The sequence below is a fragment of the Bradyrhizobium arachidis genome, assembly GCF_015291705.1.
GTDB lineage: Bacteria > Pseudomonadota > Alphaproteobacteria > Rhizobiales > Xanthobacteraceae > Bradyrhizobium > Bradyrhizobium arachidis.
This window is the reverse complement of record NZ_CP030050.1, coordinates 3,249,358-3,274,107: the sequence shown is the minus strand read 5'-3', so window position 1 is coordinate 3,274,107 and position 24,750 is coordinate 3,249,358. Positions and strand designations below refer to the sequence as shown.

Below are 24,750 nucleotides of genomic sequence, written 5' to 3'. Positions count from 1 at the left end.
CCAAACAGAGGCCGGATACATTGATGCAAGACCGCATCTACCGGATCGTCGAAATCTTCTTGCACCCCACGGCCGGACCATACATACGGGGTCAAAACGCAAAGAGACTCAGCGCGCCAATCTCGTCCGCTGCATCCGCTAGGCCGGCCACCGCGAGAGCGGTGTCGGCACTTCGCTGCTCGGCCAGATACGACATGTGTGACTTCAGCGAGTGGAGAACCGCCGGTATAAACTGAACCCACACATATCCCCACGCCGAACCATGACGCAGCGTCAGGCCTGTTCAGTCAATTGCGGGCCACTTTCAAGGCGGCATCCCCATCTGTGCATTCAAGGACAATGATGCTGCCTTTCTGGTGCTGCGGTGCTTTCGGGTCAGCTCTCGCGGGCAACCTGTGAACTGGCCCGAATGCGATCAGCATGTTATGGTTTGATCTAAATCATATATCAACTTAAGAGGGATGGCGCTCATGGTTCAGCAGAGCACAATTTCTCGTCGTCGATTTGTTCAAACGACTGCAGCGAGTTCATTGGCACTCGCGGGTATGGGTCATCGTCGCCCGGCTCAGGCTCAATCGACAAAGCCGAACATCGTCTTCATCCTGGCGGATGATCTCGGCTATGCCGATGTGGGCTGCTACGGCCAGCGGGACTATACGACACCGAACATAGACCGGCTGGCGGCCGAGGGATTGCGATTCACCCAGGCGTACTCGAGTTCGCCTGACTGCTCTGCGACGCGCACGGCGTTGATCACGGGGCGCTATCACACTCGGTTGCCGGTTGGGCTCGAAGAGCCGCTTATTTCTTTGAGCCCCAAAGGGACCGGCCTGGCGCCAAGTCACCCCACTTTGCCGTCGCTGCTGAAGAATGTTGGGTATGGCACGACGCTGGTCGGAAAGTGGCATCTTGGTGATCTGCCGGATTTCAGTCCCTTGAAGAGCGGCTATGACCAGTTTTTCGGCATACTCGGCTGTTGCGCAGACTATTTCAATCATGGCGCGGAGGCTTCCCGGACGTACGTGTTACCGTTTCCCGGACTTGCTCATCAACTTTACGAGCAGGAGGTACCGGTCGAGCGTCACGGTTACATGACAAACTTACTCGGCGATCGAGCCGTGCAAACCATCGAAGGCTACGCCAAGTCAAAGGAGCCGTTTCTGCTGAGCCTGCATTTCACCGCGCCGCATTGGCCATGGGAAGGGCCAGATGATGAGGCAGAGTCGAAGCGGATCAGAAACATTTTTGACCGCGATGGCGGCTCGCAGAAAACTTACGCGGCGATGGTGCAAAGCCTGGACGCCAATATCGGTCGCGTGCTGCAAGCGCTCGATGCCGGCGGTCTCGCTGGCAACACCATTGTCGTTCTCACCAGCGACAATGGCGGTGAACGATTCTCTAACGTGTGGCCGTTTACCGGCATGAAGCATGAGCTGCTCGAAGGTGGCATTCGCATTCCCGCGATTGTGCGCTGGCCCGGACGCATCGCGCCTGGGGCGGTGTCCAAGCAAGTCATGATCACGATGGACTGGATGCCGACCTTGCTGGCTGTCGCCGGCACGTCGCCGGACGCGGCGTATCCATCCGATGGTGAGGACCTCGGACAAGTTTTGAGTGGGAGCGCAGGGCCACATCCACGGAAGTTGTGCTGGCGCTACAAGGCGGGATCGCAGCGTGCTATCCGCGACGGCGATCGGAAATATTTGCGGATCGCCGGGAACGAATTCCTCTTCGATCTCGAGAGCGACCCGCGTGAGCGGGCCAACCTCAAGGACCGGGAGAAAGACGTATTCGAGCGGCTGAAAAGCGACTGGGAGGCGTGGAACGCCACGATGCTACCGGAACGGTCTCGGCCGGCGAATTATGCCAACTCGAGCAATTTCCTGGCTGACCACTATGGCGTCGTTAACCCGGCGGCCTCGCCGACCGTTTCCCCAACGAAGTAATCATTGATTTGGAAGGCCTGAGTGCGCGGGCCGCCGTCGTCGAGGCAACCGGCCTCCGGTTAGTCTCGGCCTGGCGAATTGATGTCCGAGATGGGTCAAAAGCGGTAACGCTCAACCCGAGCAGATGCTTTCCGCTTGGCCATCAGCTGCTGACGTTGCCTTAATGAGTACACGCAAAAGCGCGATGGCATGAAGATGAATCACCATCGCACTTTAGGTTACTGTTTGAGCAAGATCTTTTCGGAAAACCGCTACGCACTTTTCCGGATCATGCTCTAGACCACCGTCTTGTGTCGCGCGATGCAGGTGCGCAGCACCTCGTCCATCGGCTTGCCCCACCAGTCATTCGAGAAGATCTCGATCTCGGAATAGCCGGCAAAGCCCTGCGCTTCGACTGCGGCGCGGGCCGATTTGATGTCGATGACGCCGTCGCCCATCATGCCGCGGTCGTTGAGGATGTCCTTGGTCGGCACCAGCCAGTCGCAGACATGGAAGGCGAGCAGGCGATCCTTGCCGGCACGCGCGATCTGGCCCATCAGCTCCGGATCCCACCAGATGTGATAGACGTCGAGCGCGACGCCGAGCATGCCACTGCGGCCGGGGTCGAGCCGGTCGCAGATGTCGAGCGCCTGCTTTGTCGTGTTCACGCAGGCGCGGTCGGCCGCGTAGGCCGGGTGCAAGGGCTCGATGGCCAGCGGCAGCTTGGCCTGCCTCGCGTAATCGAGCATGTCGGCAAGAGCTTCCTCGACCTGCCCGCGCGCAGCCACGATGTCCTTCGAGGTCTCGCTGCCCGGCCGCGAATATTGCGGCAGTCCGCCGACGACGAGGACGATGCAGGGCGCGCCGAGCGCCTTGGCTTCATCGACGCAGCGGCGGTTGTCGTCGCGCACCTCGCCCCGGCGCGCGGCGTCCGAGGTGAACATGCCGCCGCGGCAATAGCCTGAGAGATCGAGGCCGGCATCGCGCACCGCACGCGCCGCGCGGTCAAGACCGACGGCGGCGACCTGGTCGCGCCAGGGATCGATGGCGCGGATGCCGTGACGCGCGCAGGAGTCGATGATCTCGACGAGGTCACCCTGCTTGCGAACGGTCGCCGTGTTCAGCGACAGCCAGCGGTGGTCAGACGAAAAATCACGCATCAGGATTCGATACCGTGGGTGGCGAGCACGGTCTTCATCCGCTGCGTCGCGAGTTCGGGATTGGCGAGCAGGCCGGCCTTGTCAGCGAGACGGAACAGCTCGGCCAGATGCAACGTTGAGCGCGTGCTCTCCTGTCCCCCGACCATGGTGAAATGATCCTGGTGGCCATTGAGATACGCCATGAAGACGACGCCGGTCTTGTAGAAGCGCGTCGGCGCCTTGAAGATGTGACGCGATAACGGCACCGTCGGCCCGAGCACGTCGTGGAAGCCCGCTTCGTCGCCCGCCGCGAGCCGCGACAGCGCGTAGGACGCCGCGGGTGCAATGGCATCGAAGATGCCGAGCAGCGCGTGCGAAAAGCCTTGGCTATCGCCGGCGATCAGCTCCGCGTAGTTGAAGTCGTCGCCGGTGTACATCTTGATGCGCTTGTCGAGGCGCCGGCGCATGTCGATCTCGCGCTGCTTGTCCAGCAGCGAGACCTTGACGCCGTCGACCTTGGCGGCGTTGTTGTTGATGATGGCGACCGCAATGTCCATCGCCTTGTCGAGGTCCTTGGTGCCCCAATATCCGGTCAGGGCCGGATCGAACATGTCGCCGAGCCAGTGGATGATCACGGGTTCACGGACCTGCGACAGCACACGGTTGTAGACCTTGGCGTAGTCGTCGGCGCTGCGGCCGAGTTTTGCCAGCGCGCGCGAGGCCATCAGGATGATGCGGCCGCCGACCTTCTCGACCGCCGAGAGCTGCTCCTCATAGGCCCGGATCACGTCGTCGAGGCTCTTGGCGTCCTCGACCGCGAGATGGTCAGTGCCGGCGCCGGAGAACACCAGCGCGTTGCGGCGCTTTGCCGCCGACACCGAACGCGTGATCAGCTCCAGCGAGGTCGGCCAGTCCAGCCCCATGCCGCGCTGCGCGGTGTCCATGGCTTCGGCGACGCCGAGGCCGAGGTCCCAGACGTGCTCGCGAAAGGCGATGGTCTTGTCCCAGTCGACGGCAACGGAAAGCCAGGGATCGTTGTCCGCGAACGGATCGGCGACCGTGTGCACGGCCGAGAAGGCGATGCGATTCAGCGGCCCCTCGAGCTTCTCCGGGAACGTGCGCGAGGCCGCGAGCCGGTAGGTCTCGATCGAGCGATCGGCCTTCGGCAGCTTGAGCGATAGGGATGACATCGGTTGGACGGGCTTGTTCATGTCTCCCTCCTCAGGCCTTGATCGGGGCGACGTCGATCCAGCGCCGCTCCTTCCAGCTCTTCAGCGCGCATTCGGCGAGCTGAACGCCCTTGGCGCCTTCGAGCAGCGTGAACTTGTAGGGAGCATCCTCGTAGACGTGACGGATGAACATCTCCCACTGCTCCTTGAAGCCGTTGTCGTAGCTGACGTTGTCGGGCATCTTCTGCCAGTCGCCGTAGAAATCGTGCAACCGCTTCTCGTCGGGATTCCACACCGGCCGCGGGGTAGCCTGCCGCGCCTGGATCATGCAGTCGGTGAGGCCCGCGACTGCCGAGCCGAGCGTGCCGTCGACCTGGAAGGTCACGAGGTCGTCGCGATAGACGCGCGTCACCCAGGACATGTTGATGTGGGCGATGACGCCGCCCTTGAGCTGGAACGTCGCGTAGGCGGAATCATCCGCGGTCGCCTTGTACTTGTTGCCCTGCTCGTCGTAGCGCTCGGGAATGTCGGTATTGCCGATGCACATCACGCTCTCGACCTCGCCGAAGAGATTGTCGAGCACGTAGCGCCAGTGGCAGACCATGTCGAGGATGATGCCGCCGCCGTCCTCGCTGCGGTAGTTCCAGGACGGCCGCTGCGCTTCCTGCCAGCCGCCTTCGAACACCCAATAGCCGAACTCGCCGCGCACCGAGAGGATGCGGCCGAAGAAGCCGGAGTCGCGCAGGAAGGCGATCTTCTTCAACCCCGGCAGGAACAGCTTGTCCTGAACCGTGCCGTGCTTGACGCCCTTGGCATTGGCGAGCTTCACCACCTCGACCGCTTCCTCGAAATTCGTCGCGATCGGCTTCTCGCAATAGACGTGCTTGCCGGCATTGATCGCCTGGGTCAGCAGGCCGGGGCGCGCCTGCGTGGTCGCAGCGTCGAAGAACATGGTGTCGTTCGTGTCGGCGAGCGCGGCATCGAGATCGGTGGTCCAGCGCGTGATGTTGTAGCGCTTGGCAAGCGCCTCGACCTTGTCGGCGCTGCGGCCGACCAGGATCGGATCGGGCATGACGCGGTCGCCGTTCTTCAGGCGGACGCCGCCCTGGTCGCGGATCGCGACGATCGAGCGGATCAGATGCTGGTTGAGCCCCATGCGGCCGGTGACGCCGTTCATGATGAGGCCGAGGCGTTGGGTGGTCATGCCGTTTGCTCCTGAAGTGATTTTGGCTGTTCGAGCGGGCGGAGCGCCGACCAGTCCGGATGGACCGACGTCGCAAAGCCCACTGTATTGAGCGATCCCGTCAGGAGATCGCCATCGTGAATGGAGAGCCGGATGCCCTGCCCGGCATCGGCATAGAGATCGGGATGCGCGGCAGCGAAGGCCGCAGCTTCCGCGGCGGGCGTGTCGCCAAAACCGTCGACATAGTGATGGCCGTTGCGCTCGGCATGGGTGACGCCGATGAAGGCACCGAGCGCGAGATCCTGCTGCACGGCAAGGCCCGCCTGGCAGGTGAGGTCCTCGCCGGTCACCAAGAACCGCGCCCCGCCTACACTCCATTTCGCCGCGCGCGTCGCATTGACGATGGACTTGTAGAGCCCCTTGCAGGATTTGGAAGAGATGCCGCAATAGCCCAGCGCCCGCGCCGTCGGGAAGGCATCGTAGGAGTCATCGGCCTCGTCGATGATGAAGCCGTATGCGGCGAGCGAACCGAGCGGTGATTGCCGCGTAACGTCGCGCGGCATCGGCTGCTCGACATAGAGCAGGCGCGAGGCGATCGGCCGCAAGGCGGAATCACGATCGAGCCGGTCCATCAGCGCCTGCAGCGCAGCCAGGTCAGCGTACTGCTCGTTGGCGTCGAGCGTCACCTTGTAGTCGCGTCCGGGCGTATCGAGTTCCTTGCCGATCCGTGCCAGACGCGCCGCATCGGCCGCGGGATCGCCTGACAGCTTCAGCTTGAAGTAATTCGCACCAGCGTTCTCGTGCGCATCGGCGACACCGCCCTCGCCTTCGACGGTGTCGTCAAGGCCGACGGTATGCCGGATGGCAACGCGCGGCAGCGGCCTTCGGCCGGCGAGGAAAGCCGTGAGATCAGCGTCCTTCAGATCAGGCGAAAGCCGCGCATCGATGCCGGCGACGTTGCCGGCCATGCCGTCGAAGAAGCTGGTCTCGGTGGCGCGCAGCAGCGCATCGAGGATCGCCTTGTCGATTTCCGCCGGACCATAAGCGGCGGCAAGCGGCGGAATGTTCTCTTTCGCGCAAGCCGCGATCTGGGCACCGATGCACGAGGCGTGCAGACCGAACGCCGTCTGGAACTCGGTTTGCGCCCGATAGAGATCGCGCGCGATCTGGAGCGATCTGCGCAAGCCTTCGACCGTCTGCGCCGGCGACAGCTCCGGCCGCTTGTCGAACCATTTTGGCACCAGCAGCTCGGCGCTGGCGCCGACCGCAATGCCCTTCCCCTCGACCTCGATCTCGGCCCGCACGAACAGCTGCGGCGTCGCGTTGATGGTAACTGCGCCAAAGCGGAACGGCCGCGCGAATTGCACGGGTCGTTCGAAGAAGGCGATGTCTCGCAGCTTCAGGCGCGGCGCCATGGTTTCAGTCCAGCGAACCTTGCGAGAAGAAATGCTTGCGGATGCGCTGCACGAGCTCCGTAAACACCGGATCAGCCATCACGTCGAGCGAGCGAGGGCGCGGCAGCGGGACGTCGTAGACCGCGGCGACCGCGCCGGGCCGCTCGGTCATGACCAGCACGCGATCGGCGAGGAACACGGCTTCCGGAATCGAATGCGTGATCAGCAGCACCGTCTTCTTGGTCTCGCGCTGGATCCGCATCAATTCGACATTCATGCGCTCGCGCGTCAGCGCGTCGAGCGCGCCGAACGGCTCGTCCATCAGCATGATCCTGGGGTCGTGCACCAGCGCGCGGCAGATCGAGGCGCGCTGCTGCATGCCGCCGGAGAGCTGCCACGGCAGCTTCTTCTCGAACCCTTCGAGCCCGACCAGCTTGAGCAGCGACCTGGCGCGGTCGAGATATTCCTGCCGCGGCAGCCGCTTCATGTCGATCGGCAGCATCACGTTGTTGAGGATGTTGCGCCAGGGCAGCAGCAGCGCGTTCTGGAACACGATGCCGACATTGCCGTGCGGCTTCGTGACCTTCTCGCCTTCGACCAGCACCTCGCCCGTGGTCGGCGGCAGCAGGCCGGAGATCAGCTTGAGCAGCGTGGACTTGCCGCAGCCGGAGGGGCCGACCACGACGAAGAACTCGCCGTCATTGATGTGGAAATCGAGCGGCCGCAGCGACGGCACGTCGCCGTCGCGCGTCCGGTAGGTCTTCGACACGCCTGATAGCTTGATGCCCGACGCATCGCCGGCCCGGTCGCTCACCAGTCTCAGATGCGCGGCCGGCTGCACGTCAGCTGTCTTTGTTGCTGGGTTCATTCAAACGGGTCCACTCAACGATATGCCCGTCATTCCGGGGCGATGCGAAGCATCGAACCCGGAATGACGGGCGACGATTACTGCTTTCACGAGCCACTCTTCGGCAGATAGTCGTTGGTGTAGAAGGCCTTCGGGTTCTCCTTGGCCTTGGCGTCGAGGCCGCCATATTCGACCATCAGGTTGACCGAGTCGGTCATGTTCTGGTCGGTGACCTGGAACGGCCGCTTGCTCTTGGTTTCCGCGGTCCGGTAAAGCGGAATGGTCAGCTCAAAGCCCTGCGTCAGCGTGTCGATCTTGCCGCCCTTGGGGTTGGCATCGAGGATCGACTGCGCGGCCGCCTTCGGCTCCTTCTCGGCAGCTTCGACCGCCTTGGTCGTCGCCGACATGAAGCGGCGGACGAGATCGGCATTGGCCTTCACGTAGTCGGAGTTGGCGATGATGCCGGAGGAAACCATGTTGATGCCGTAGTCGGCGAACTTGATCGGGTACACGTCCTTACCCGTGGCGTCCTTGATCTTCATCGACTGGTCCATGACGTAGCCGAGCAAGAGATCAGCCTGGCCGTTGATGACGGCGTTGAGCTTGGTCTGGCCGTCGCCGGCAACGGTCTTGAAATCGCTTTCCTTGAGGCCGGTCTTCTTCAGGAACAGCGGCCAGATCTGGGTCATGGAGTCCGCCGGCGTGATCGCCACCGTCTTGCCCTTGATGTCCTCAGGCTTTTTGATGTTCTTGTCGGCAAAACCCATGGCGGACATCGGTGAGGTCTGGAGCAAGACGCCGGTCGCGACCACGGGTGCCCCCTTGATCGCGGCGCGCATCATGGTGGGCACGTCGACATAGCCGAAATCGGCGGTCTTGGCGGCGACGGCCTGCGTGGTCGCAGCCGAGCCGCGGCCTTCCTGGATCTCGAGGTCGATGCCCTCGGCGGCATAGATGCCCTTGGCCTTGCCGTAATAGAACGGCGCGTGCTCGCCATAGACGTACCAGTTCAGCATCAGCACGACCTTGTCGGCCGCCTGTGCCGGCATGGCCGCAAACATCATTAGCGCCACTGATGCAGCCCCAATCCACCGCTTCATCGTCACTCTCCCTTTGTCGTTATGTTTCGGCCGTTGCTGAGCCGTTGCTTAAGTTTAAGATGCGAAAATCACGTCCTCACGCTGGCTGACATGCCAGGGAATGACCAGCTTCTCGATGCGGTCCACGATCCAGAACAGGATGACGCCGAGCAGCGCCAGGATCACGAGAGCCGCGAACATCGTCGGCAGGTCGAAGGTGCCGATCGAGCGCTGCATGACGTAGCCGATGCCGGAATTGGAGCCGACGAACTCGCCGACGACGGCGCCGACCACGGCGAGCGTCACCGAGACTTTCAGGCCGGAGAAGATCGCCGGCAGCGCATGCGGCAGGTTCACCGCGCGGAACACCTGGAAGCGGCTGCCCTGCATGGCGCGGGCGAGATCGACCATGTCAGGGTCGACCGACTTGAAGCCCTGCACGGCGGAGACCACCACCGGGAAGAAGCCGAGCAGGAAGGCCGAGATCACCTTCGGCAGGATGCCGAAGCCGAACCAGACCACGAACAGCGGCGCGATCGCGATCTTCGGCACGGACTGGGAGAACACCAGCAGCGGGTAGACGTAGCTCTCCACCGTCTTCGATCCCGCGATCAGCATCGCCACGGGGATGCCGAACAGCGCGGAGAGCACGAAGCCCCAGATGGTCGCGTAAGTGGTGGGCCAGGATTGGCGCAGCAGTTCCGGCCAGTCGGTGCGGAGCACGGCAAGCACATCACCCGGCGACGGGATCTGATAGGCGGGGATCTTGAACAGCCGGATCGAAAGATCCCAGGCCACGACGATGAACACCAGGAACAGCAGCGGCCGCACCCAGGCCGCATTCAGCATCTTGGACACCGCGTTTTGCGGCTTCACTTCAGCCACGTCTCACTCCCGGCATTCTTCTTCGTTCGGGCGAGAAATTAACCCGTTGGATAAATACTGTCCAGAGCTTTCCCTGTGACGTTTTGTGCAGGGGTTCCGAGAAATTGGGGGCGAAGACGGCGCTAAATCCTCGGTGTCATTCCGGGGCGATGCGGAGCATCGAACCCGGAATCTCGAGATTCCGGGTTCGGTCCTGCGGACCGCCCCGGAATGACAGCGGAGAGATCAGGGGACTAAACCGTCTGCGCCACTGCGGTGCGCGACTTCGGCGCCTTCGCAATCTCGAACAGCGCGGCCGACTGGCCCGTCAGCGCGGCGAGCACGAGGCCGACCATGTGCGAAAGCCGCTCGTCCTTGGCGTCCTTGGCGAGCAGGTCGCGGCCGAAGATCACGCTGAGCGTCGCCGAGTTCGAGAGGTAGAAGAAGCAGAGGCCCGCGATCGAGATGTAGAGCTGGACCGGATCGACAGCGACCTGGAACTCGCCGCTCTCGACGCCGCGCCGCACCACGGTGCGGATCATCTCGACGAAGGGCGAGTGCATCGACTTGACCTTGGTCGATTTCTTCAAATGCTTTGCGCGCGCGAGGTTCTCGGTCTGGAGCAACGACAGGAATTCGGGATTGCGCAGGAAGTAATTCCAGGTGAACTCGATCAGGCGCCGGATCGCCTCGGGCGGATCGAGATGTTCGAGATCGAGCCCCCGCTCCTCGCTGCGGATCTTGTCATAGGCGCCTTCGAGCACCGCAAGGTAGAGCTCGTCCTTGTTGCCGACGTGGTAGTACAGCATGCGCTTGTTGGCGCCGGCTTTCGCCGCAATGCGGTCGACGCGCGCGCCGGCAAGACCATGGGCGGAAAACTCCTGCTTGGCGGCTTCGAGAATGCGCAGCCGCATCCCCTCGGGGTCGCGCTGCCATTTCAGGGTTCGCTTTGCCTTTGCTGTCGCCAAACCGGGTGCTCGCTGGGTGGTCGTCCAGATCGCATGTATCACGCGCGCGAACGTTTGAGAACGATCTCGTGCCCAGGAGGCGGTTTCGTAGGGTGGGCAAAGGCGCACTTGCGCCGTGCCCACGTCTTCTCAGTACGGATCGAAGGCGTGGGCACGCTCCGCTTTGCCCACCCTACGGGAGTCTTCGAACGGAGAGAACCGCCTCACTCCACCGGCTTCGGCGAGCGCTCGAGGAGCACCGTCTGGATGCCGCAGGTGCCGCTGCGCACCGTCATGATGCGCGTGCCGGGCTTGCGGCCGTTGCGGACCTCGCTGACGTCGAGGCCGGCGGCGATCAGGCGGGCGCGGGTGGCGTCGATGTCGGCGACGCGCCAGCTCAGGCCCCAGAGGCGGTCGTGCTGTAGATCCCCGCCCGCCACGGGGCGGCGCACCACCTCGACGATGAGATCGCCGCAGCGGAAGAACATCAGCTGGCCCCAGTCGTGATGCGAGCGATCGAGCGCGAGATCGAGCCCGAGCCGCGCGCCGTAGAGCGCGGCGGCACGATCGGAATCCTCGGTGGTGATCACGACATGGTCGAGCCCGTCGACCGGCGCGGCGTCGGTCGCGACAGACTTCGGCCGCTCCTCGGCAAGCTCGAGAAAGAAGATGCGCACCCCGCGCGTGAGCTCGGTGGCGGCGCGCGTGCGCTTCCAGTGCAGGACCGCACCGCTCGCATCGTCGCTGCTCTCGACCTCGGCGACGGGATCGGGCTTCAGCGCCACCCGGTCCAGCCGACGGTGCATCTTGCCCATGTCTGCGACACGGAAGCACAGGCTGGCGAGCACGCCTTCATGGTCGTCGAGCAGCGCACGCATGCGGTCGGCGGTCGCGGTGAAGCCGCTCGGCGCCATCAATTCGATGGTCATGTTCTCAAGCGTGAACAGCACCCGGTCGGCGCCCTCGCCCGAGTTCTGCCAGGCCGGCGCGCGGCCGAGGAGCGTCTGATAGGCCGCCTTGGCCGCGCCGATGTCCCTGACCAGAGCGACGACGTGATCGAGGCCGGTGATCATATGTCCCCCTTTTGAACGACCTGGAACCGCGCGCCGAAAGACGGCGTTTGTCCGGGCTTGGCATGGGCCTGACATGGTCGTATTCCGGCACCATGCCGACCTCAAGCGCTTCGGGGCGGTTTTGCGAATAATTTCAGCGTCTCAGACGCGGAACCGGTGCTAGAGTAAGTGCGCCGGCCGGGACCACAAGCGCACCACGGACAAGCAATGCAGGCTCTCTTCATCGGACAGACCTATATCGACGTCGTCTTCATCACCGACCACATGCCGACCGGCGACGAAAAGCACGTGGCCAAGGACTACGCGGTCTCCTTCGGCGGCAATGCGGTGACGGCGGCGTTCTGCTGCGCCAAGCTCGGCATCGTGCCCGACCTGATCGCGACCGCGGCCAATGACTGGCTGGGGCGCATGTTCCAGGACATGTGCGCGAAATACGCGATCTCGCTGCACGGGCGGAAGGTGAACCAGTCCTCGCTGTCCTTCATCATGCCCAAGGACGGCAAGCGCGCCATCGTCCGCTGCCGCGACGACGAGCACATCCACCCTTTTCCGATGCTCAATCTCGGCGGCTGCCGCGCGCTGCATGTCGACGGCCATCAGCCGGACGCCGCGATCCACTACGCCAAGGTGTGCCGCGAGGCCGGCATTTTGACCTCGCTCGACGGCGGCGGCCTGCGCACCAACACGCATGAGCTCTTGGAATTCATCGACGTCGCGATCGTTGCCGAACGTCTCTGCGAGCAGATGGATCTGACGCCGGAGAAGATGCTAGATTATCTCAAGAGCCGCGGCTGCAAGATCGGCGGCGTCACCATGGGTGAGAAGGGCCTGCTCTGGTACGACGAGACCGGGACGGTTCAGGTGATGCCGGCGATGCCGATCCCCCGCGAGCGAGTGATCGACACCAACGGCGCCGGCGATGTCTTCCACGGCGCCTATGTCTATTCTTATCTGGCCCATCCCGGCAAAAGCTGGCGCGAACATTTTGACTTTGCCCGCGCCGCCTCGACCTACAAGATCCAGCGCCTCGGCAACGAGGCGGGCCTGCCGACGCTTGTCGACATCGCCAAGGTCAGGCACGAGTTCGAGGTTCGAGTCTAGACTTCGCGAGGGACGTTATGGGGCGCGTCTTCGTCGCCGGCAGCATCAACATGGATGTGGTGGCGACGGCCGATCGCCACCCGCGCGTCGGCGAGACCGTCGCAGGAAAACAGGTGCTGTATTTTCCGGGCGGCAAGGGCGCCAACCAGGCGGTCGCGGCGGCACGGCTCGGCGCGTCAACGACGCTGATCGGAAGGCTGGGCAAGGATGCGTTCGGGGCCGAGCTGCGCGCCTTCCTCGGAGCACAGGGCATCGATCTCGGCTATGTCCAGGAGACGGCAGACGCCCACACCGGCACCGCGATCATCACGGTGGCGGAGGCCGACAACACCATCGTCGTCATTCCCGGCAGCAATGGCCTGGTCAGCGCGGACGACGTCAGCGTCGTGCCGCTGCTCAAGGGCGACGTCGCGGTCAGCCAGTTCGAGATCCCGCTGCCGACGATTGCCGCGTTCTTTGCGCGGGCGGGCGAGGCTGGCGCCGTGACCATGCTCAACCCGGCGCCGGCGCAGAAGATGTCGGACGAGCTGCTCGCGCTGGTCGACATCCTCGTGCTGAACGAGACCGAGCTCGGCTTCCTTGCGGGCACCGAGCTCTCCGACAGCGACGACGCGGCGCGGATCATCGAGGTCGCGCGAAACCTTCAGGCGCGCGAGAGCCAAACCATCTGCGTCACGCTCGGCAAGCGCGGCGTGCTCGCGCTGGCGGGGCGCGAGGAGATTGCGGTGCAGGGGCGCGCAGTGACAGCGGTCGACACGACAGGCGCCGGCGATTGTTTCGTCGGCGCGCTCGCCTCGCAACTGGCCGAAGGCGCCGCGTTGCGCGCCGCCCTCGCCTTCGCCAACGCCGCCGCCTCGATCAGCGTGCAGCGCATGGGCGCCGGGCCGTCGATGCCGACGGCCGCGGAAGTTAGGGCAATCTTGTAGCGCGAGCGCTTTCTTCACCTCTCCCCGCCTGCGGGGAGAGGCCGGATTGCATCGCAGATGCAATCCGGGTGAGGGGGTACAGGTCTCACGATCATCTCATCTGCGGATAGAGCCCCTCACCCCTGCCCTCTCAGCGCGAGCGAAGCTCGTCGCGGCCCCGCAAGCGGGGCGAGGGAGAAAACTCACGCCAGCGCGCTCTTCAGGTCGAAGCTTTCATCCGCGGCGTGCTCCGGCGTGATCGAGCGGTCCATGCTCTGCAATCTTCGGCCGAACATGTGATCGCCGGCGCGGTTGATCGATTCGATGCCGAGCAGTCTGTCGCCGTGATAGCAGAACGCGGAAAACGCCTTCCTGGCGGGATCGCCGCGCAGCACGACGCGGTCGTAACCGGTGGTGAGGCCGGCGATCTGGAGCTTGTCATCGCCCTGGTCGCTCCAGAACCAGGGATGGCTGTCGTACGGCTTCTTGTCGCCGGTCAGGCGTGCGGCGAGACAGCGGGCGTGGTCGGTGGCGTTCTGCACCGATTCCAGCCGCAGCGAGCCGCCGAAGCGCGGGCTTGTGAACAGCGCGCAATCGCCGATCGCGGAGATGTCAGGGTCGGCCGTCGACAGATATTCGTCGACGATAATGCCGGCCGCGACCGGCAGCCCCGCCTCGTCCGCGAGCTCGATGTTCGGCAGCACGCCGACGCCGACCACGACGAGATCGGCGGGCAGATGCCGGCCGTCGCTCAAGGACACGCCGGTGACCTTGCCGTTCTCGGCTTCGATGGAGGTTGCCTGCACGCCGAGATGGATACGTATGCCGGCCTCGCGGTGGCGGTCCTGAAAATATTCCGAGACCTCCGCCGTCACCGCGCGCGCCATCACGCGCGGGGCGAGCTCGAGCACGTCGACCTCGAGGCCCTTGATCCGCGCGGTGGCGGCGAATTCGAGGCCAATGAAGCCGGCGCCGATGATCACGGCGCGCGTCTTCGATGGCATGATCTGTCGCAGCGCCTCGCTGTCGTCGAGGATGCGCAAATATCTCACGTCGGGCAGATTGGCATTCGGCAGATCCAGCAGCCGGTTGCGCGCGCCTGTCGCCAGCACGAGATGGCCGTAAGGCAGCGTAGCGCCGGAGGCGAGCAGCACCTTGTGCGCCGCGCGGTCGATCGACACGGCGCGGCCGGCGATCAGCTCGATCTTCTGGTCCTGGTAAAACTTCTCGGGGCGGAACATCAGGCTCTCCGGCCCGGCCGAACCCTTGATGTAGCCCTTGGACAGCGGCGGCCGCTGATAGGGCAGATGCGCCTCGTCATTGATCAGGCTGATAGGCTCGGAAAAGCCCGCCTGGCGCAGTGACGCCGCGACCTGATAGCCGCCATGGCCGGCACCGACGATGATCACCGGACCGGTCATTGCAGCAGTCCACTTCCGGAGACACGAGCGTCACCCATGTCGTCTCCTCTCTCGCTGATTTTGGTTTGCTGGCCTTACGAGGATCCGGCGCTCGTGTCCGTCCCTTGGCGAAGGCGGGGCCATTTGAGCCTATCGTTTCGCGTTACGCAAGGGCGGCGGGCGGGGATTGTCACCCCCAGCCATCTGCGATTTAGTTGCGACAGCGACCTCCTGCCGGAGATATTCCAGATGCCAGCTCCCGTCTCAAAACCCGACGATCCCGCCTTGCTGCGGATCGACGGCCCGATCGCAACCATCACGCTCAACCGCCCCACAGCGTTCAACTCGATCAACCTTCCGATCGCGCAGAAGCTCGAGCAGCTCGCGGCCTATATCGAGGGTGATAGCGCAATCAGGGTGGTGGTGATCGAGGGCGAGGGCCGCGCCTTCTCGGCCGGCGGGGATCTCCAGACGATCGGCGCTGCGGCCGAAGCGGGCACGGTGACGCCGGTCGTCGGCGAGCTCTTGAAGCACTACCACGCCTTCATCGAGATCATCAGGCGCATGCCGAAGATCTCGCTGTCGAGCGTGCACGGCTCGGCCGCCGGCGCCGGCATGGGCCTCGCCTTCGTCACCGACCTCTGCATCGCCGCCGAAGACGCCAAATTCACGCCGGCTTATGCCAAGATCGGCGTGTCGCCGGACGGCGGCTCCACCGTCGGCATCGTCGGCACGGTCGGCTCCCGCCGCGCCCTGCAGATCTTCCTCGCCGAGGACAATTTTACCGCGCAGCAGGCCCATGAATGGGGTCTCGTCGCCAAGACCGTTCCCGCCGCGGACCTGAAGGCGGCGACGCGACAACTCGCCGAGCGCCTGGCGCAGAATCCGCCGGCGGCGATCGCGGGCACCAAGCAGCTGGTCTACCAGGCCGCCGCCACGCCGGTGAAGCAGCAGCTGGATGCCGAGGAGCACAAGATCGTCATGGCGATGAACACTGAGGAGTTCCGCACCGCTGTGAAGAAATTCACGAGCAAGTCGAAGTGAAACCCGCGCGCAGTTTCTACGGCCTTCGTCACGGCGCGACCGACTGGAATCGGAAAGGACTATTCCAGGGTCGCACCGACAATCCGCTGAACGAGGACGGCCTGCGGCAGGCGCACGAGGCCGCGCACATGTTGCGCGATATCGGCATCAACCGCATCGTTGCAAGCCCCCTGGTGCGCGCGGCGCGGACGGCCGAGATCATCGCGAACGCGATCTCGGCTCCGCTCGCGATCGACGAAGGCATCATCGAGTTCGATTTCGGCAGCTTCGAGGGCCTGCCCGTCCGCGACCTCATGATCAAGCACGGCGTCACCTCGGCGACGGGCCTCGTCTCGATCCTGCCGGCCGACGGCGAGAGCTGGGATTCCATGGCCGGACGCTCGCTGGCCTGTGTCTCCGCGTGGCTCGATCGTCATCCCGGCGACAAAGTCCTGTTCGTCTGCCACGACGCGGTGATGCAAGGAATGGCGAACGCGTTGTGCGGCAGCTATTTCAAGAACAGCCACGGCACGCCGTTCCGCTACGTGCGCGAAAACGAGCAATGGCGCATCGAGCAAGTCGCTATTGCGGACAGATATAGCCCGTCCCCGCCGGCGACTTGAAGCAGCCGACCGACTCGGGGAGCACGTGGCGCGGCAGCCACAGCACGACGCTCGGGAAGTAGATCGCGAACGCGATGGTGGCGAAGAACACGAGGTAGATCGGCAGTGCCGCGCGCAGCGCTTTCGCAAAGCTGATGCCGACGAATTTCGAGGCCATCAGCAGCACGAGCCCGTAAGGCGGCGTGATCAGGCCGAAGGCGAGCGTCGCGATCAGCACCACGCCCATGTGGACGCCGTTGATCTCGCCCGCCTCGGTAAGCGCGTTGACCAGCGGCATGAAGATGATGATGGTCGGCACCGGCTCGATGAAATCGCCAACCACCGTGAACAGCAGCACCATCAAGAGCATGATCAGATGCGGATCGTTGCCGGCGATGGAGGTGATCCACTCGGCGATATAGGTCGCGCCGCGCAAATAGGCGAGCATCCAGCCGAAGGCGTTGGCGGCGCCGATGGTGATCAGCGGCAGCGAGAAGATCAGGCCGGCGAGGCAGAAATCGTACGGGATCTTCCTGATGTGGCCACGGTTGAGCGCGGGGATCACGACCAGGATGATCCAGACCACGGCGACGACGCCGGCTTCCGTCGGCGTGAACCAGCCGGTGAGGATGCCGCCCAGCAGGATCACCGGAATCATCAGCGGCAGCGCGGCATCTCCCGCCGCGAACACCACCTGGCGCAGCGGCGCGCGCGGTTTGCGCAGGCCCGACGGGCCGAAGAAATAGCAGTAGATCATCAACCCGAAGCCGATCATCAGGCCGGGCACGACGCCGGCCATGAACAGGCCGGCAATGGAGACGTTGCCGACCGCGCCGTAAACCACGGCCGTAATGCTCGGCGGCACCAGCGCGGCGATGGTCGAGGCGGAGGCGATGATGGCGGCGATGAAGGCGGGCTCATAGCCCTCGCGCTTCATCGGGCCGCCCAGCGCGCGGCTCATTACCGCGACGTCGGCCGTGGTCGAGCCGGACATTTCCGAGAAGAACATGCTGAAGACGACCACGACCTGCGACAGCCCGCCCCTGATGTGCCCGACCAGCGACACCGAGAGATTGGCTATTCGCACCACCACATTGGCCGAGCTCATGAGCTCACCGACCAGAAGGAAGAACGGGATCGCCAGCAGCGCCTCGGAATCGACGCCGTCAAAGATCTTCTGGATGATCGCGGCGAGCGAGACGTCCGACAGGATCGCGCCAATGAACACGCCGGCCATCAGAGAGAACGGTACGGGCACGCCGAGATAGCCGAACGACAGGAAGCAGATCGACATCAAGGCGAGGACAACAGGTGCGCTCACGGCTGCGCCCTCATCTGCGCGTCGGTGACGACGGGCGCCCCATCCTCCTCGGGCGGCTCGGGGCGGTCAAAGCCGTTGCGCAGGCCGTTGACGAGCTGCTCGATGGTGAACAGGCCGATCAGCACGCCCGACAGCGGGATGATCGCGTAGAGCGAAGCGATCGGCGTACCCGACGGCAAGCGGAAGCTGCCGAAGCCGCGCAGATAATTCTGATAGCCGTACCAGATCAGGCAGAAGGCGACGCCGAGCACGACGAGACGGATGAGGACCTCGACGATGAGCCGCGACGTGCCGTGCATCGCCTCGGAGATCGCGGTGAGATAGAGGTGGTCGTTGCGCCTTGTCGCCGCCGCGGTGCCGATGAAGATCGCGTAGATGAACAGTGTCGACGTCACCTCCTGCAGCCACAGCCAGGGATGGCCGATGGTGCGGGTGACGATGTCGGCGGTGACCGACAGCGAGAAGCCGAAACAGAGCAGGCCGCAGACGATCATCAGGGTGAGCTCGAGCCAGTCGAGCGCGCGCCATTTCAGGTGGCGTTGACGGCGAACGAGCAGTTTGTCGGCGATGGCCATGTATGTCCCCGTCGTCGCCGCCTAAAGCGGGATGATGTCAAGCTGAACAACGGCTGCTGGTTGGTTGAACCTCTCCCGCTTGCGGGAGAGGTCGGCGCGGAGCGCCGGGTGAGGGCTCTCTCCTCATTGGGAATCCCTCCGTGGAGACACCCTCTCCCCAACCCTCTCCCGCAAGCGGGAGAGGGAGCGCACCGTCTCAGTTGATCGACCGGATCAAATTCTTGATCTTCTCGGCGTGCGGGCCGAGCTCCTTGGCGAGCTTGTCGAGGTAGGGATCGGCGATCGCCGTGAAGCTCTTCTTGTCGACGTTATCGACAACCTTGACGCCCATCTTCTTCAGCTTCTCGGCCGCGGTGCGTTCGAGCTCGAACGCCTTGGCCGGCTCCTTGGAGCTGATCTCGTTGGCCGCGGTCTGCACCCATCCCTTCTGCTCGGGCGTGAGGCTCTGCCAGAGCTTGTCGGAGATGAACACCAGCGCGTTGTTGGCTTCGTGCTCGGTGATGTTGAGGACGGGCGCGACCTCGTAATGCTTGTTGACGAGGTAGACGTTGATGCTGTTCTCGGCGACGTCGACGACGCCGGTCTGCAAGCTGGTGTAGACGCTGCCAAACGGCATGTGCACGGTTTGGGCGCCATAGGCCGGGAACATGGTGTCCTCGGTCGCGGTCGCCTGCACGCGGACCTTCAGCCCCTTGATATCAGCCACATTGTGGATCTCGCGCTTCGAATACATGTGGCGCACGCCCTGCGACCCCGTCGCGATCACGTGCAGCCCCTGCGTGGTCTCGTCGATCATGGTCTTGAGCGCTTCGAAGACGCGGGGATCGGCGAGGCCCTTGATGACGTGGTTCTCGTCGCGGAACAGGAAGTGCAGCGACATCACGCCGGCCTGCGGCGAGATCGTCGCGGTGTTGGCGGAGGAGATGATGGCGAATTCGACGTCGCCGGCCTTCACCAGCTGGAGCACCTGCGGCTCCTGCCCGAGCTGCGCGCCGGGATACTGGTCGATGATCATGGTGCCCTTGCTCAATTCCTTGAGCTTGTCGGCAAACAGGTCGCCCGCGATCGAATAGCCGGTGTTGCGTGGCTGGTCGTAGGCGAAGCGATAATGCTTCACCTCCTGCGCCCCGGCCCCCGTGACGAAAAGCATGGCGGCGACGGCCGCGAGCCCACGCATGGATCGTGCAATCATCGTTTCCCCCTGTTTTATCGCCCGCCGCTTGTGCGGTCTGAGCGTCCGTTCAAGTGTCAATCCGTCTTTGGTCCAGTCCTCTGCATGAAGTCGAAGTCGCAGCCCTCGTCGGCCTGCAAGATGGTCTTGTCGAATAGCCAGGCGTAACCTCGCTTGGGCTCGTCCGGCGCAGCCGCCGGCTTCAACGCCGCGCGCCGCCGCTCCAGCTCGGCGGCATCGACCAGCAGCTCGATGCTGCGCCTGGCCACGTCGAGGCTGATCATGTCGCCGTTCTGCACCAGCGCCAGCGGTCCGCCGACGGCTGATTCCGGCGTGATGTGGAGCACGATGGTGCCGAACGCGGTGCCGCTCATGCGCGCGTCGGAAATACGCACCATGTCCTTGGTGCCGCCGCGCGCGAGCTTTTTCGGGATCGGCAAGTAGCCCGCCTCCGGCATGCCCGGCGCGCCCTTCGGGCCGGCATTGCGCAGCACCAGCACGTCGTCGGAGTTCACGTCGAGATCGGGATCGTCGACCCGCAGGGTCATGTCCTCGACAGATTCGAACACCACCGCGCGCCCGGTATGCTGCAACAGCTTCGGGCTCGCAGCCGATTGCTTGATGACCGCGCCGCGCGGCGCGAGATTGCCGTGCAGGATGGCGAGGCCGCCCTCCTTCTTGATCGGATTGTCGCGCGAGCGGATCGCGTCCTGGCCGGGCACGTCCTCGGCATTGGCGACGACATCGCGCAGCGTCTGGCCGCTGATGGTCTTGGCGTCGAGATCGACGAGATCGCCGAGCTGCGCCAGCAGCTTCGGCACGCCGCCGGCGTGGTGGAAATGCTCCATGTAGTGCTCGCCGGACGGCTTGAGATCGACCAGCACCGGCACCTCGCGGCCGATCTGGTCGAACACTTCGAGATCGAGCCGATGCGGCGAGCGATGCGCCATCGCGGTCAGATGGATCAGGCCGTTGGTCGAGCCGCCAATCGCCTGGAGCACGACCTGTGCGTTCTTGAAGGAGGCCGGCGTCAGCAGCTCGCTCGGCTTCGGCCCCTTGGTCTTGGCCATCTCGGCGGCGACCTTGCCGCTGGCTTCGGCGAGGCGGAAGCGCTCGGCATGCGGCGCGGGGATCGTCGCGCTCATCGGCAGCGACAGGCCCATGGCTTCGATCATGCAGGCCATGGTCGAGGCCGTGCCCATCACCATGCAGGTGCCGACCGATGGCGCGAGGCGTCCGTTGACCGCCTCGATCTCGGCATCGTCCATGTCGCCGGCGCGATATTTCGCCCAGAGCCGGCGGCAGTCGGTGCAGGCGCCAAGCACCTCGCCCTTGTGATGGCCGACCACCATGGGCCCGACCGGAATGACCACGGTCGGCAAATCGGCGCTGATCGCGGCCATCACCTGTGCAGGAAGAGTCTTGTCGCAGCCGCCGATCACGATCACCGAATCCATCGGCTGGGCCCGGATCATCTCCTCGGTGTCCATCGCCATCAGGTTGCGCAGATACATCGAGGTCGGATGCGCAAAGCTCTCGGCGATCGAGATGGTCGGAAACACGAACGGCATCGCGCCCGACAGCATCACGCCGCGCTTGGCGGCCTCGATGATCTGCGGGACGTTGCCGTGGCAGGGATTGTAGTCGCTATAGGTGTTGGTGATGCCGACGATCGGGCGCTCCAGCGCATCGTCGGAATAGCCCATGGCCTTGATGAAAGCCTTGCGCAGGAACAGCGAGAAGCCGGCATCGCCATAGCTCGTCAGACCCTTGCGCAGACCACTCGTCATCATGTCAACTCCCTACGTTGCCATTGTGGTACAGCCTGCCCCTCGATTGTCAATAAGATTGGTCCATATTGTCGCGCCTTCTGGCCTTGAGCGCCACCTGGGGCGCGAATTATTGACAATCTGTTCCTTCCCTGCTCCACAGGGCGGACCGGCGAGCGGCCGGAGGCTGAGGGCATGTCCGACATTCGCACCGCAGACAGCATGCCGGTCCGGCGCGACGATCCGGATGACGTCGTCGCGCGGCTCGAGGAGGACATCATCTTCGGCCGTCTGCCGCCGGGCGCGCGCCTGACCGAAGACGCGCTGATGTCGCGCTACGGCACCTCGCGCCATTTCGTGCGCCAGGCGCTGGTCGATGCCGAGCGCCGCGGCATCGTCCGCCGCGAGAAGAATGTCGGCGCCACCGTGCGGTTCTATTCGGCCGAGGAGGTCCGGCAGATCTACGAGGTCCGGGAGATGCTGACGCGGCAGGCCGCGCTGATGATCCCCCTGCCCGCGCCGCAAGCCCTGATCGACGAGCTGACCGCCTTGCAGAAGCAGTATTGCGCGAAGGCAGACATACGCGACATGCGCGGCATCCACGAAGCCAACGACGCGTTCCACGTCGCGCTGTTCTCGGCCTGCGGCAATCCCTATCTGGTGCGCTCGCTGCAGGACTACATGAACCTGACGCTGCCGATGCGCGCGAAGAACCTCGCCGACCGCGAGGGCCTCGCGCAATCGCGCCGTCAGCATGAGCTGATGATCGAGCTGCTCAAGGGCCGCGACAGCTGGGCGCTGGCGCAGCTGTGCGTGGATCACATGCAGTTCAGCAAGGCGGACTATCTGGCGCGGATTGCGAGGGAGGAGGCGCGGCGGTAGAGTTTCGCTTCGACGTCTCAGGAGCTAGCGACCGGCCGGCGCGCGACGAGGACTGTGCCGATACATTGCAGCACGATTTCACGCTTTTGATTACGGAGATGGATCTGGTTGCGGACGATACCCCTGTCGGAATGCGACTTGGTTTCGCGCTTCTCCAGAATCGTCACATCAAGACCAAGCTCGTCTCCCGGGCGCACCGGCGTGGGCAACCTGAGTTCATCAAAACCGAGCCCGGCCAGGACACGAAGCGAGAACGGCTGTGTCTTGCTTAACAATGAAATGAGGATTGCGAAGGTGTAAGCACTTGATGCCGTCAGCCCCGCAAAGACCGAGCGAGCGGCAGCTTCCTCATCTACATGAAAGGGCTGCGGGTCGAACTTCTTGGCAAATTCAATGATCTCGTCCTTCGATACCTGATACGGGCCCGCCGTCCGCAATCTGCCGACCTCAGCTTCGTCGAAATACAGGATGGCCATCAACGCCTCCCAAGCGCTGGCTGGATGTGATGCAACCCTACCCGTCCCGCCACTCAAGGTTCGCAGATGGCGCGGATCGGCGCTACCTCACACGCACGTTCAATACCGCCTCAGCAGGCCTCGATCCACACCGGCATCGCCATAGGCGGCGCAGGCCCGTTTTGGGTCTTTGATCAAGTCCGCGCGGACGCGCCGGAACGTTTTGCCGGCCGCGTCGGACACTTCGGGGCGGAATTTGCCGGGATCGTAGCTCTCGCCGTCGCGGGCCTTGATGGCCGCGGCGTAGGCATCGATCATCGCCATCGCGGCCTCGGGGCTGCCGAGCAGCCGGGCGCCGAGTTGAACGCCGCCGCGACCATCGACCTCGTAACCGTCGCATCGCTGCTCCAGCACCACCGATGCGGTGACGAGCTGGTCGAGGAACGTCGCCTCGGCGTCGCTGAGCGCTGCGGCTTGTGCCGGTCCTGGCACGAGCGTCGCGAGCATCGCGACAGCTGGCAGATTGATTTTCATGCCGCCGATCATGTGGACCGATCAGGCGCGCCCCTGACGACCCATGACGAGGCCATACAGAAACAGGAGGATGATCGCACCGACCACGCTGCCGATGAAGCCGGCCCCCTCCCCGAACCGATACCATCCCACGGCCTGGCCGAGCCAGGTCGCAACGAACGCGCCGATGATTCCCAGAACCGTCGTCAAGATGAACCCCTTGGGCTCGGACTTGTCGCCCGGCATGATGAACTTCGCGACGAGTCCAACGATGAATCCGATGATGATCGTCCAAATGATACCCATTCGATCGCTCCAATCGGTCAATTCGCGTAGCAAGGTCTGAAGGAAAGTGTGATCGTTCGAGGTGAAGCCAGAGGATCCCAGGCGACGTTGATCTAGATCAATGGGCAGACGTCGCCAGACCGAAAGCTCAAATCCGCTCTTCCCGTGTGGACAGGCGCTCAACGCGCGCCGCAGCGCGAAGCGGATCGGTGCATGGCGATCATCGGCGAGATCACGCACACCACGACCTACCGCTATGCCAAGCCGGTGACGTTCGGCACGCACCGGGCCATGTTCCTGCCGCGGCGCGGCGCCTCGACCCGGCTGCTTCGCTGGTCCGCTTCGACCAGCGTGCCGTCGAAGGTCCATTGGGTCACCGATTCCCGCTCCAATGCCGTCACGGTGATGGACTTCAGCGAGCCCGGCAGCGAACTGACATTCACCTTCAAGGTTCGCGGCCTCTATTTCGGCATCAAGGGACTGGAATCGTTCCCGCTGGAGTCCCGTGCCGAGGAAGTCCCGGTGCAGTATACGCCGGACGAGTGGACCGACCTTGCAGGCTATCTGCGTCCGCACGCCGACGATCCCGACGGCAGCCATGCGGCGTGGACCAAGAGCTTCGTTGCCGGCGATCAGGACCGGACCGCCGACGTGCTGCGACGAATGCTTGGGATGTTTCGCAGCGAGTTCAGCTATCGCGGGCGAGAGACGGAAGGCACCCAGTCCCCTGGCGAGACGCTGCGCACGAGATCAGGGACCTGCCGGGATTTTGCCTGGCTGATGATCGAGACGTTGCGCAGGCTCGGCTTCGCTGCGCGTTTCGTCAGCGGCTATCTCTACGACGCCGCGCTCGACGGCGGCGCCGTGGGCATGACCGGCGCCGGCGCGACCCACGCATGGGTGCAGGTGTTTCTGCCTGGCGCCGGCTGGATGGACTACGATCCAACCAACAGCCTGAGCGCCGGCTTCGATCTCATCCCGGTCGCGATTGCGCGGCATCCGGGGCAAGCCGTGCCGCTGGCCGGCTCGTGGTTCGGCGATCCCGGCGACTATCTCGGCATGTCGATCAATGTCGCCGTTCACAAGATCGGCGAAGTGCTCGATCCTTCGGAAGGATAGACTACCGGC

Annotated in this window: 24 protein-coding genes; 7 read left to right on the top strand and 17 right to left on the bottom strand. The window is 64.1% G+C overall.

Annotation, left to right across the window (positions count from 1 at the left end):
• The first annotated feature begins 470 nt into the window (after positions 1-470).
• Positions 471-1,946: a sulfatase family protein gene (locus WN72_RS15150; RefSeq protein WP_208617488.1), complete on the top strand. Its 1,476-nt coding sequence runs from the start codon at positions 471-473 to the stop codon at positions 1,944-1,946.
• Positions 1,947-2,221: 275 nt separating this feature from the next.
• On the opposite strand, the gene WN72_RS15145 is transcribed toward WN72_RS15150, so the two are convergent.
• From WN72_RS15145 to WN72_RS15105, 9 genes are all read right to left on the bottom strand, one after another.
• Positions 2,222-3,085, bottom strand: a complete 864-nt coding sequence (locus tag WN72_RS15145; RefSeq protein WP_092214895.1) for a sugar phosphate isomerase/epimerase family protein — start codon at positions 3,083-3,085, stop codon at positions 2,222-2,224.
• Positions 3,085-4,275 carry a dihydrodipicolinate synthase family protein gene (locus WN72_RS15140; protein WP_027558537.1) on the bottom strand — a complete coding sequence of 397 codons (1,191 nt, stop codon included), beginning with the start codon at positions 4,273-4,275 and terminating at the stop codon, positions 3,085-3,087. Before WN72_RS15140 ends, WN72_RS15145 begins: the two co-directional genes overlap by 1 nt.
• Positions 4,276-4,285: 10 nt before the next feature.
• A complete protein-coding gene (locus WN72_RS15135) occupies positions 4,286-5,437 on the bottom strand; it encodes a Gfo/Idh/MocA family protein (RefSeq protein WP_092214892.1) in 1,152 nt (383 codons plus the stop codon).
• Positions 5,434-6,831, bottom strand: a complete 1,398-nt coding sequence (locus WN72_RS15130) for an enolase-like domain-containing protein (RefSeq protein ID WP_092214889.1) — start codon at positions 6,829-6,831, stop codon at positions 5,434-5,436. The genes WN72_RS15135 and WN72_RS15130 overlap by 4 nt, the downstream gene beginning before the upstream one ends.
• A gap of 4 nt (positions 6,832-6,835) precedes the next feature.
• Complete coding sequence (locus WN72_RS15125) at positions 6,836-7,678, bottom strand: ABC transporter ATP-binding protein (protein ID WP_092214887.1); 843 nt, start codon at positions 7,676-7,678, stop codon at positions 6,836-6,838.
• 86 nt (positions 7,679-7,764) lie between these two features.
• Positions 7,765-8,757, bottom strand: a complete 993-nt coding sequence (locus tag WN72_RS15120) for an ABC transporter substrate-binding protein (RefSeq protein ID WP_027558533.1) — start codon at positions 8,755-8,757, stop codon at positions 7,765-7,767.
• Positions 8,758-8,811: 54 nt separating this feature from the next.
• Complete coding sequence (locus tag WN72_RS15115; protein ID WP_027558532.1) at positions 8,812-9,621, bottom strand: ABC transporter permease; 810 nt, start codon at positions 9,619-9,621, stop codon at positions 8,812-8,814.
• Between the two features lie 233 nt (positions 9,622-9,854).
• A complete protein-coding gene (locus WN72_RS15110; RefSeq protein WP_167380748.1) occupies positions 9,855-10,514 on the bottom strand; it encodes a TetR/AcrR family transcriptional regulator in 660 nt (219 codons plus the stop codon).
• Positions 10,515-10,771: 257 nt separating this feature from the next.
• Positions 10,772-11,620 carry a VOC family protein gene (locus WN72_RS15105; protein ID WP_092214884.1) on the bottom strand — a complete coding sequence of 283 codons (849 nt, stop codon included), beginning with the start codon at positions 11,618-11,620 and terminating at the stop codon, positions 10,772-10,774.
• A gap of 207 nt (positions 11,621-11,827) precedes the next feature.
• On the opposite strand from WN72_RS15105, the gene WN72_RS15100 reads away from it, so the two are divergent.
• Positions 11,828-12,721, top strand: coding sequence for a sugar kinase (locus WN72_RS15100; protein WP_027558529.1), 894 nt, complete (start codon positions 11,828-11,830; stop codon positions 12,719-12,721).
• Between the two features lie 17 nt (positions 12,722-12,738).
• The gene (gene rbsK / locus WN72_RS15095; RefSeq protein WP_092214882.1) at positions 12,739-13,647 is read left to right on the top strand and encodes a ribokinase; all 909 of its coding nucleotides are present in this window, start codon (positions 12,739-12,741) and stop codon (positions 13,645-13,647) included.
• 182 nt (positions 13,648-13,829) lie between these two features.
• Here rbsK and WN72_RS15090 read toward each other — a convergent pair whose 3' ends face one another.
• Positions 13,830-15,047, bottom strand: a complete 1,218-nt coding sequence (locus WN72_RS15090) for an NAD(P)/FAD-dependent oxidoreductase (protein ID WP_092214879.1) — start codon at positions 15,045-15,047, stop codon at positions 13,830-13,832.
• Between the two features lie 228 nt (positions 15,048-15,275).
• On the opposite strand from WN72_RS15090, the gene WN72_RS15085 reads away from it, so the two are divergent.
• A complete protein-coding gene (locus WN72_RS15085; RefSeq protein WP_167380744.1) occupies positions 15,276-16,070 on the top strand; it encodes an enoyl-CoA hydratase/isomerase family protein in 795 nt (264 codons plus the stop codon).
• Positions 16,067-16,672, top strand: a complete 606-nt coding sequence (locus WN72_RS15080) for a histidine phosphatase family protein (RefSeq protein WP_092214876.1) — start codon at positions 16,067-16,069, stop codon at positions 16,670-16,672. The genes WN72_RS15085 and WN72_RS15080 overlap by 4 nt, the downstream gene beginning before the upstream one ends.
• Here the strand turns inward: WN72_RS15080 and WN72_RS15075 are convergent.
• From WN72_RS15075 to WN72_RS15060, 4 genes are all read right to left on the bottom strand, one after another.
• The gene (locus tag WN72_RS15075) at positions 16,632-17,972 is read right to left on the bottom strand and encodes a TRAP transporter large permease (protein ID WP_092214873.1); all 1,341 of its coding nucleotides are present in this window, start codon (positions 17,970-17,972) and stop codon (positions 16,632-16,634) included. The two genes, WN72_RS15080 and WN72_RS15075, sit on opposite strands and share 41 nt — an antisense overlap.
• Positions 17,969-18,547: a TRAP transporter small permease gene (locus tag WN72_RS15070; RefSeq protein WP_092214872.1), complete on the bottom strand. Its 579-nt coding sequence runs from the start codon at positions 18,545-18,547 to the stop codon at positions 17,969-17,971. Before WN72_RS15070 ends, WN72_RS15075 begins: the two co-directional genes overlap by 4 nt.
• Positions 18,548-18,743: 196 nt before the next feature.
• The gene (locus tag WN72_RS15065; protein WP_027558522.1) at positions 18,744-19,739 is read right to left on the bottom strand and encodes a TRAP transporter substrate-binding protein; all 996 of its coding nucleotides are present in this window, start codon (positions 19,737-19,739) and stop codon (positions 18,744-18,746) included.
• A gap of 56 nt (positions 19,740-19,795) precedes the next feature.
• Entirely contained in the window at positions 19,796-21,508 is a 1,713-nt protein-coding gene (locus WN72_RS15060) for an IlvD/Edd family dehydratase (RefSeq protein WP_167380747.1), read from the bottom strand.
• 174 nt (positions 21,509-21,682) lie between these two features.
• Between WN72_RS15060 and WN72_RS15055 the strand changes: the two genes are divergently transcribed.
• Positions 21,683-22,369 carry a GntR family transcriptional regulator gene (locus tag WN72_RS15055; protein WP_092214867.1) on the top strand — a complete coding sequence of 229 codons (687 nt, stop codon included), beginning with the start codon at positions 21,683-21,685 and terminating at the stop codon, positions 22,367-22,369.
• 17 nt (positions 22,370-22,386) lie between these two features.
• Here WN72_RS15055 and WN72_RS15050 read toward each other — a convergent pair whose 3' ends face one another.
• The 3 genes from WN72_RS15050 to WN72_RS15040 form a co-directional block, all read right to left on the bottom strand.
• Positions 22,387-22,845: a MaoC/PaaZ C-terminal domain-containing protein gene (locus tag WN72_RS15050; protein WP_092214864.1), complete on the bottom strand. Its 459-nt coding sequence runs from the start codon at positions 22,843-22,845 to the stop codon at positions 22,387-22,389.
• Between the two features lie 99 nt (positions 22,846-22,944).
• Positions 22,945-23,358 (bottom strand): hypothetical protein, encoded by a 414-nt coding sequence (locus WN72_RS15045; protein ID WP_092214998.1) that lies wholly within the window; start codon positions 23,356-23,358, stop codon positions 22,945-22,947.
• A gap of 21 nt (positions 23,359-23,379) precedes the next feature.
• Positions 23,380-23,643: a GlsB/YeaQ/YmgE family stress response membrane protein gene (locus WN72_RS15040; RefSeq protein ID WP_027558517.1), complete on the bottom strand. Its 264-nt coding sequence runs from the start codon at positions 23,641-23,643 to the stop codon at positions 23,380-23,382.
• Between the two features lie 192 nt (positions 23,644-23,835).
• Between WN72_RS15040 and WN72_RS15035 the strand changes: the two genes are divergently transcribed.
• On the top strand, positions 23,836-24,741 hold the full coding sequence (locus WN72_RS15035; protein ID WP_092214862.1) for a transglutaminase family protein: 906 nt from the start codon (positions 23,836-23,838) through the stop codon (positions 24,739-24,741).
• The last annotated feature ends 9 nt before the right edge of the window (positions 24,742-24,750 follow it).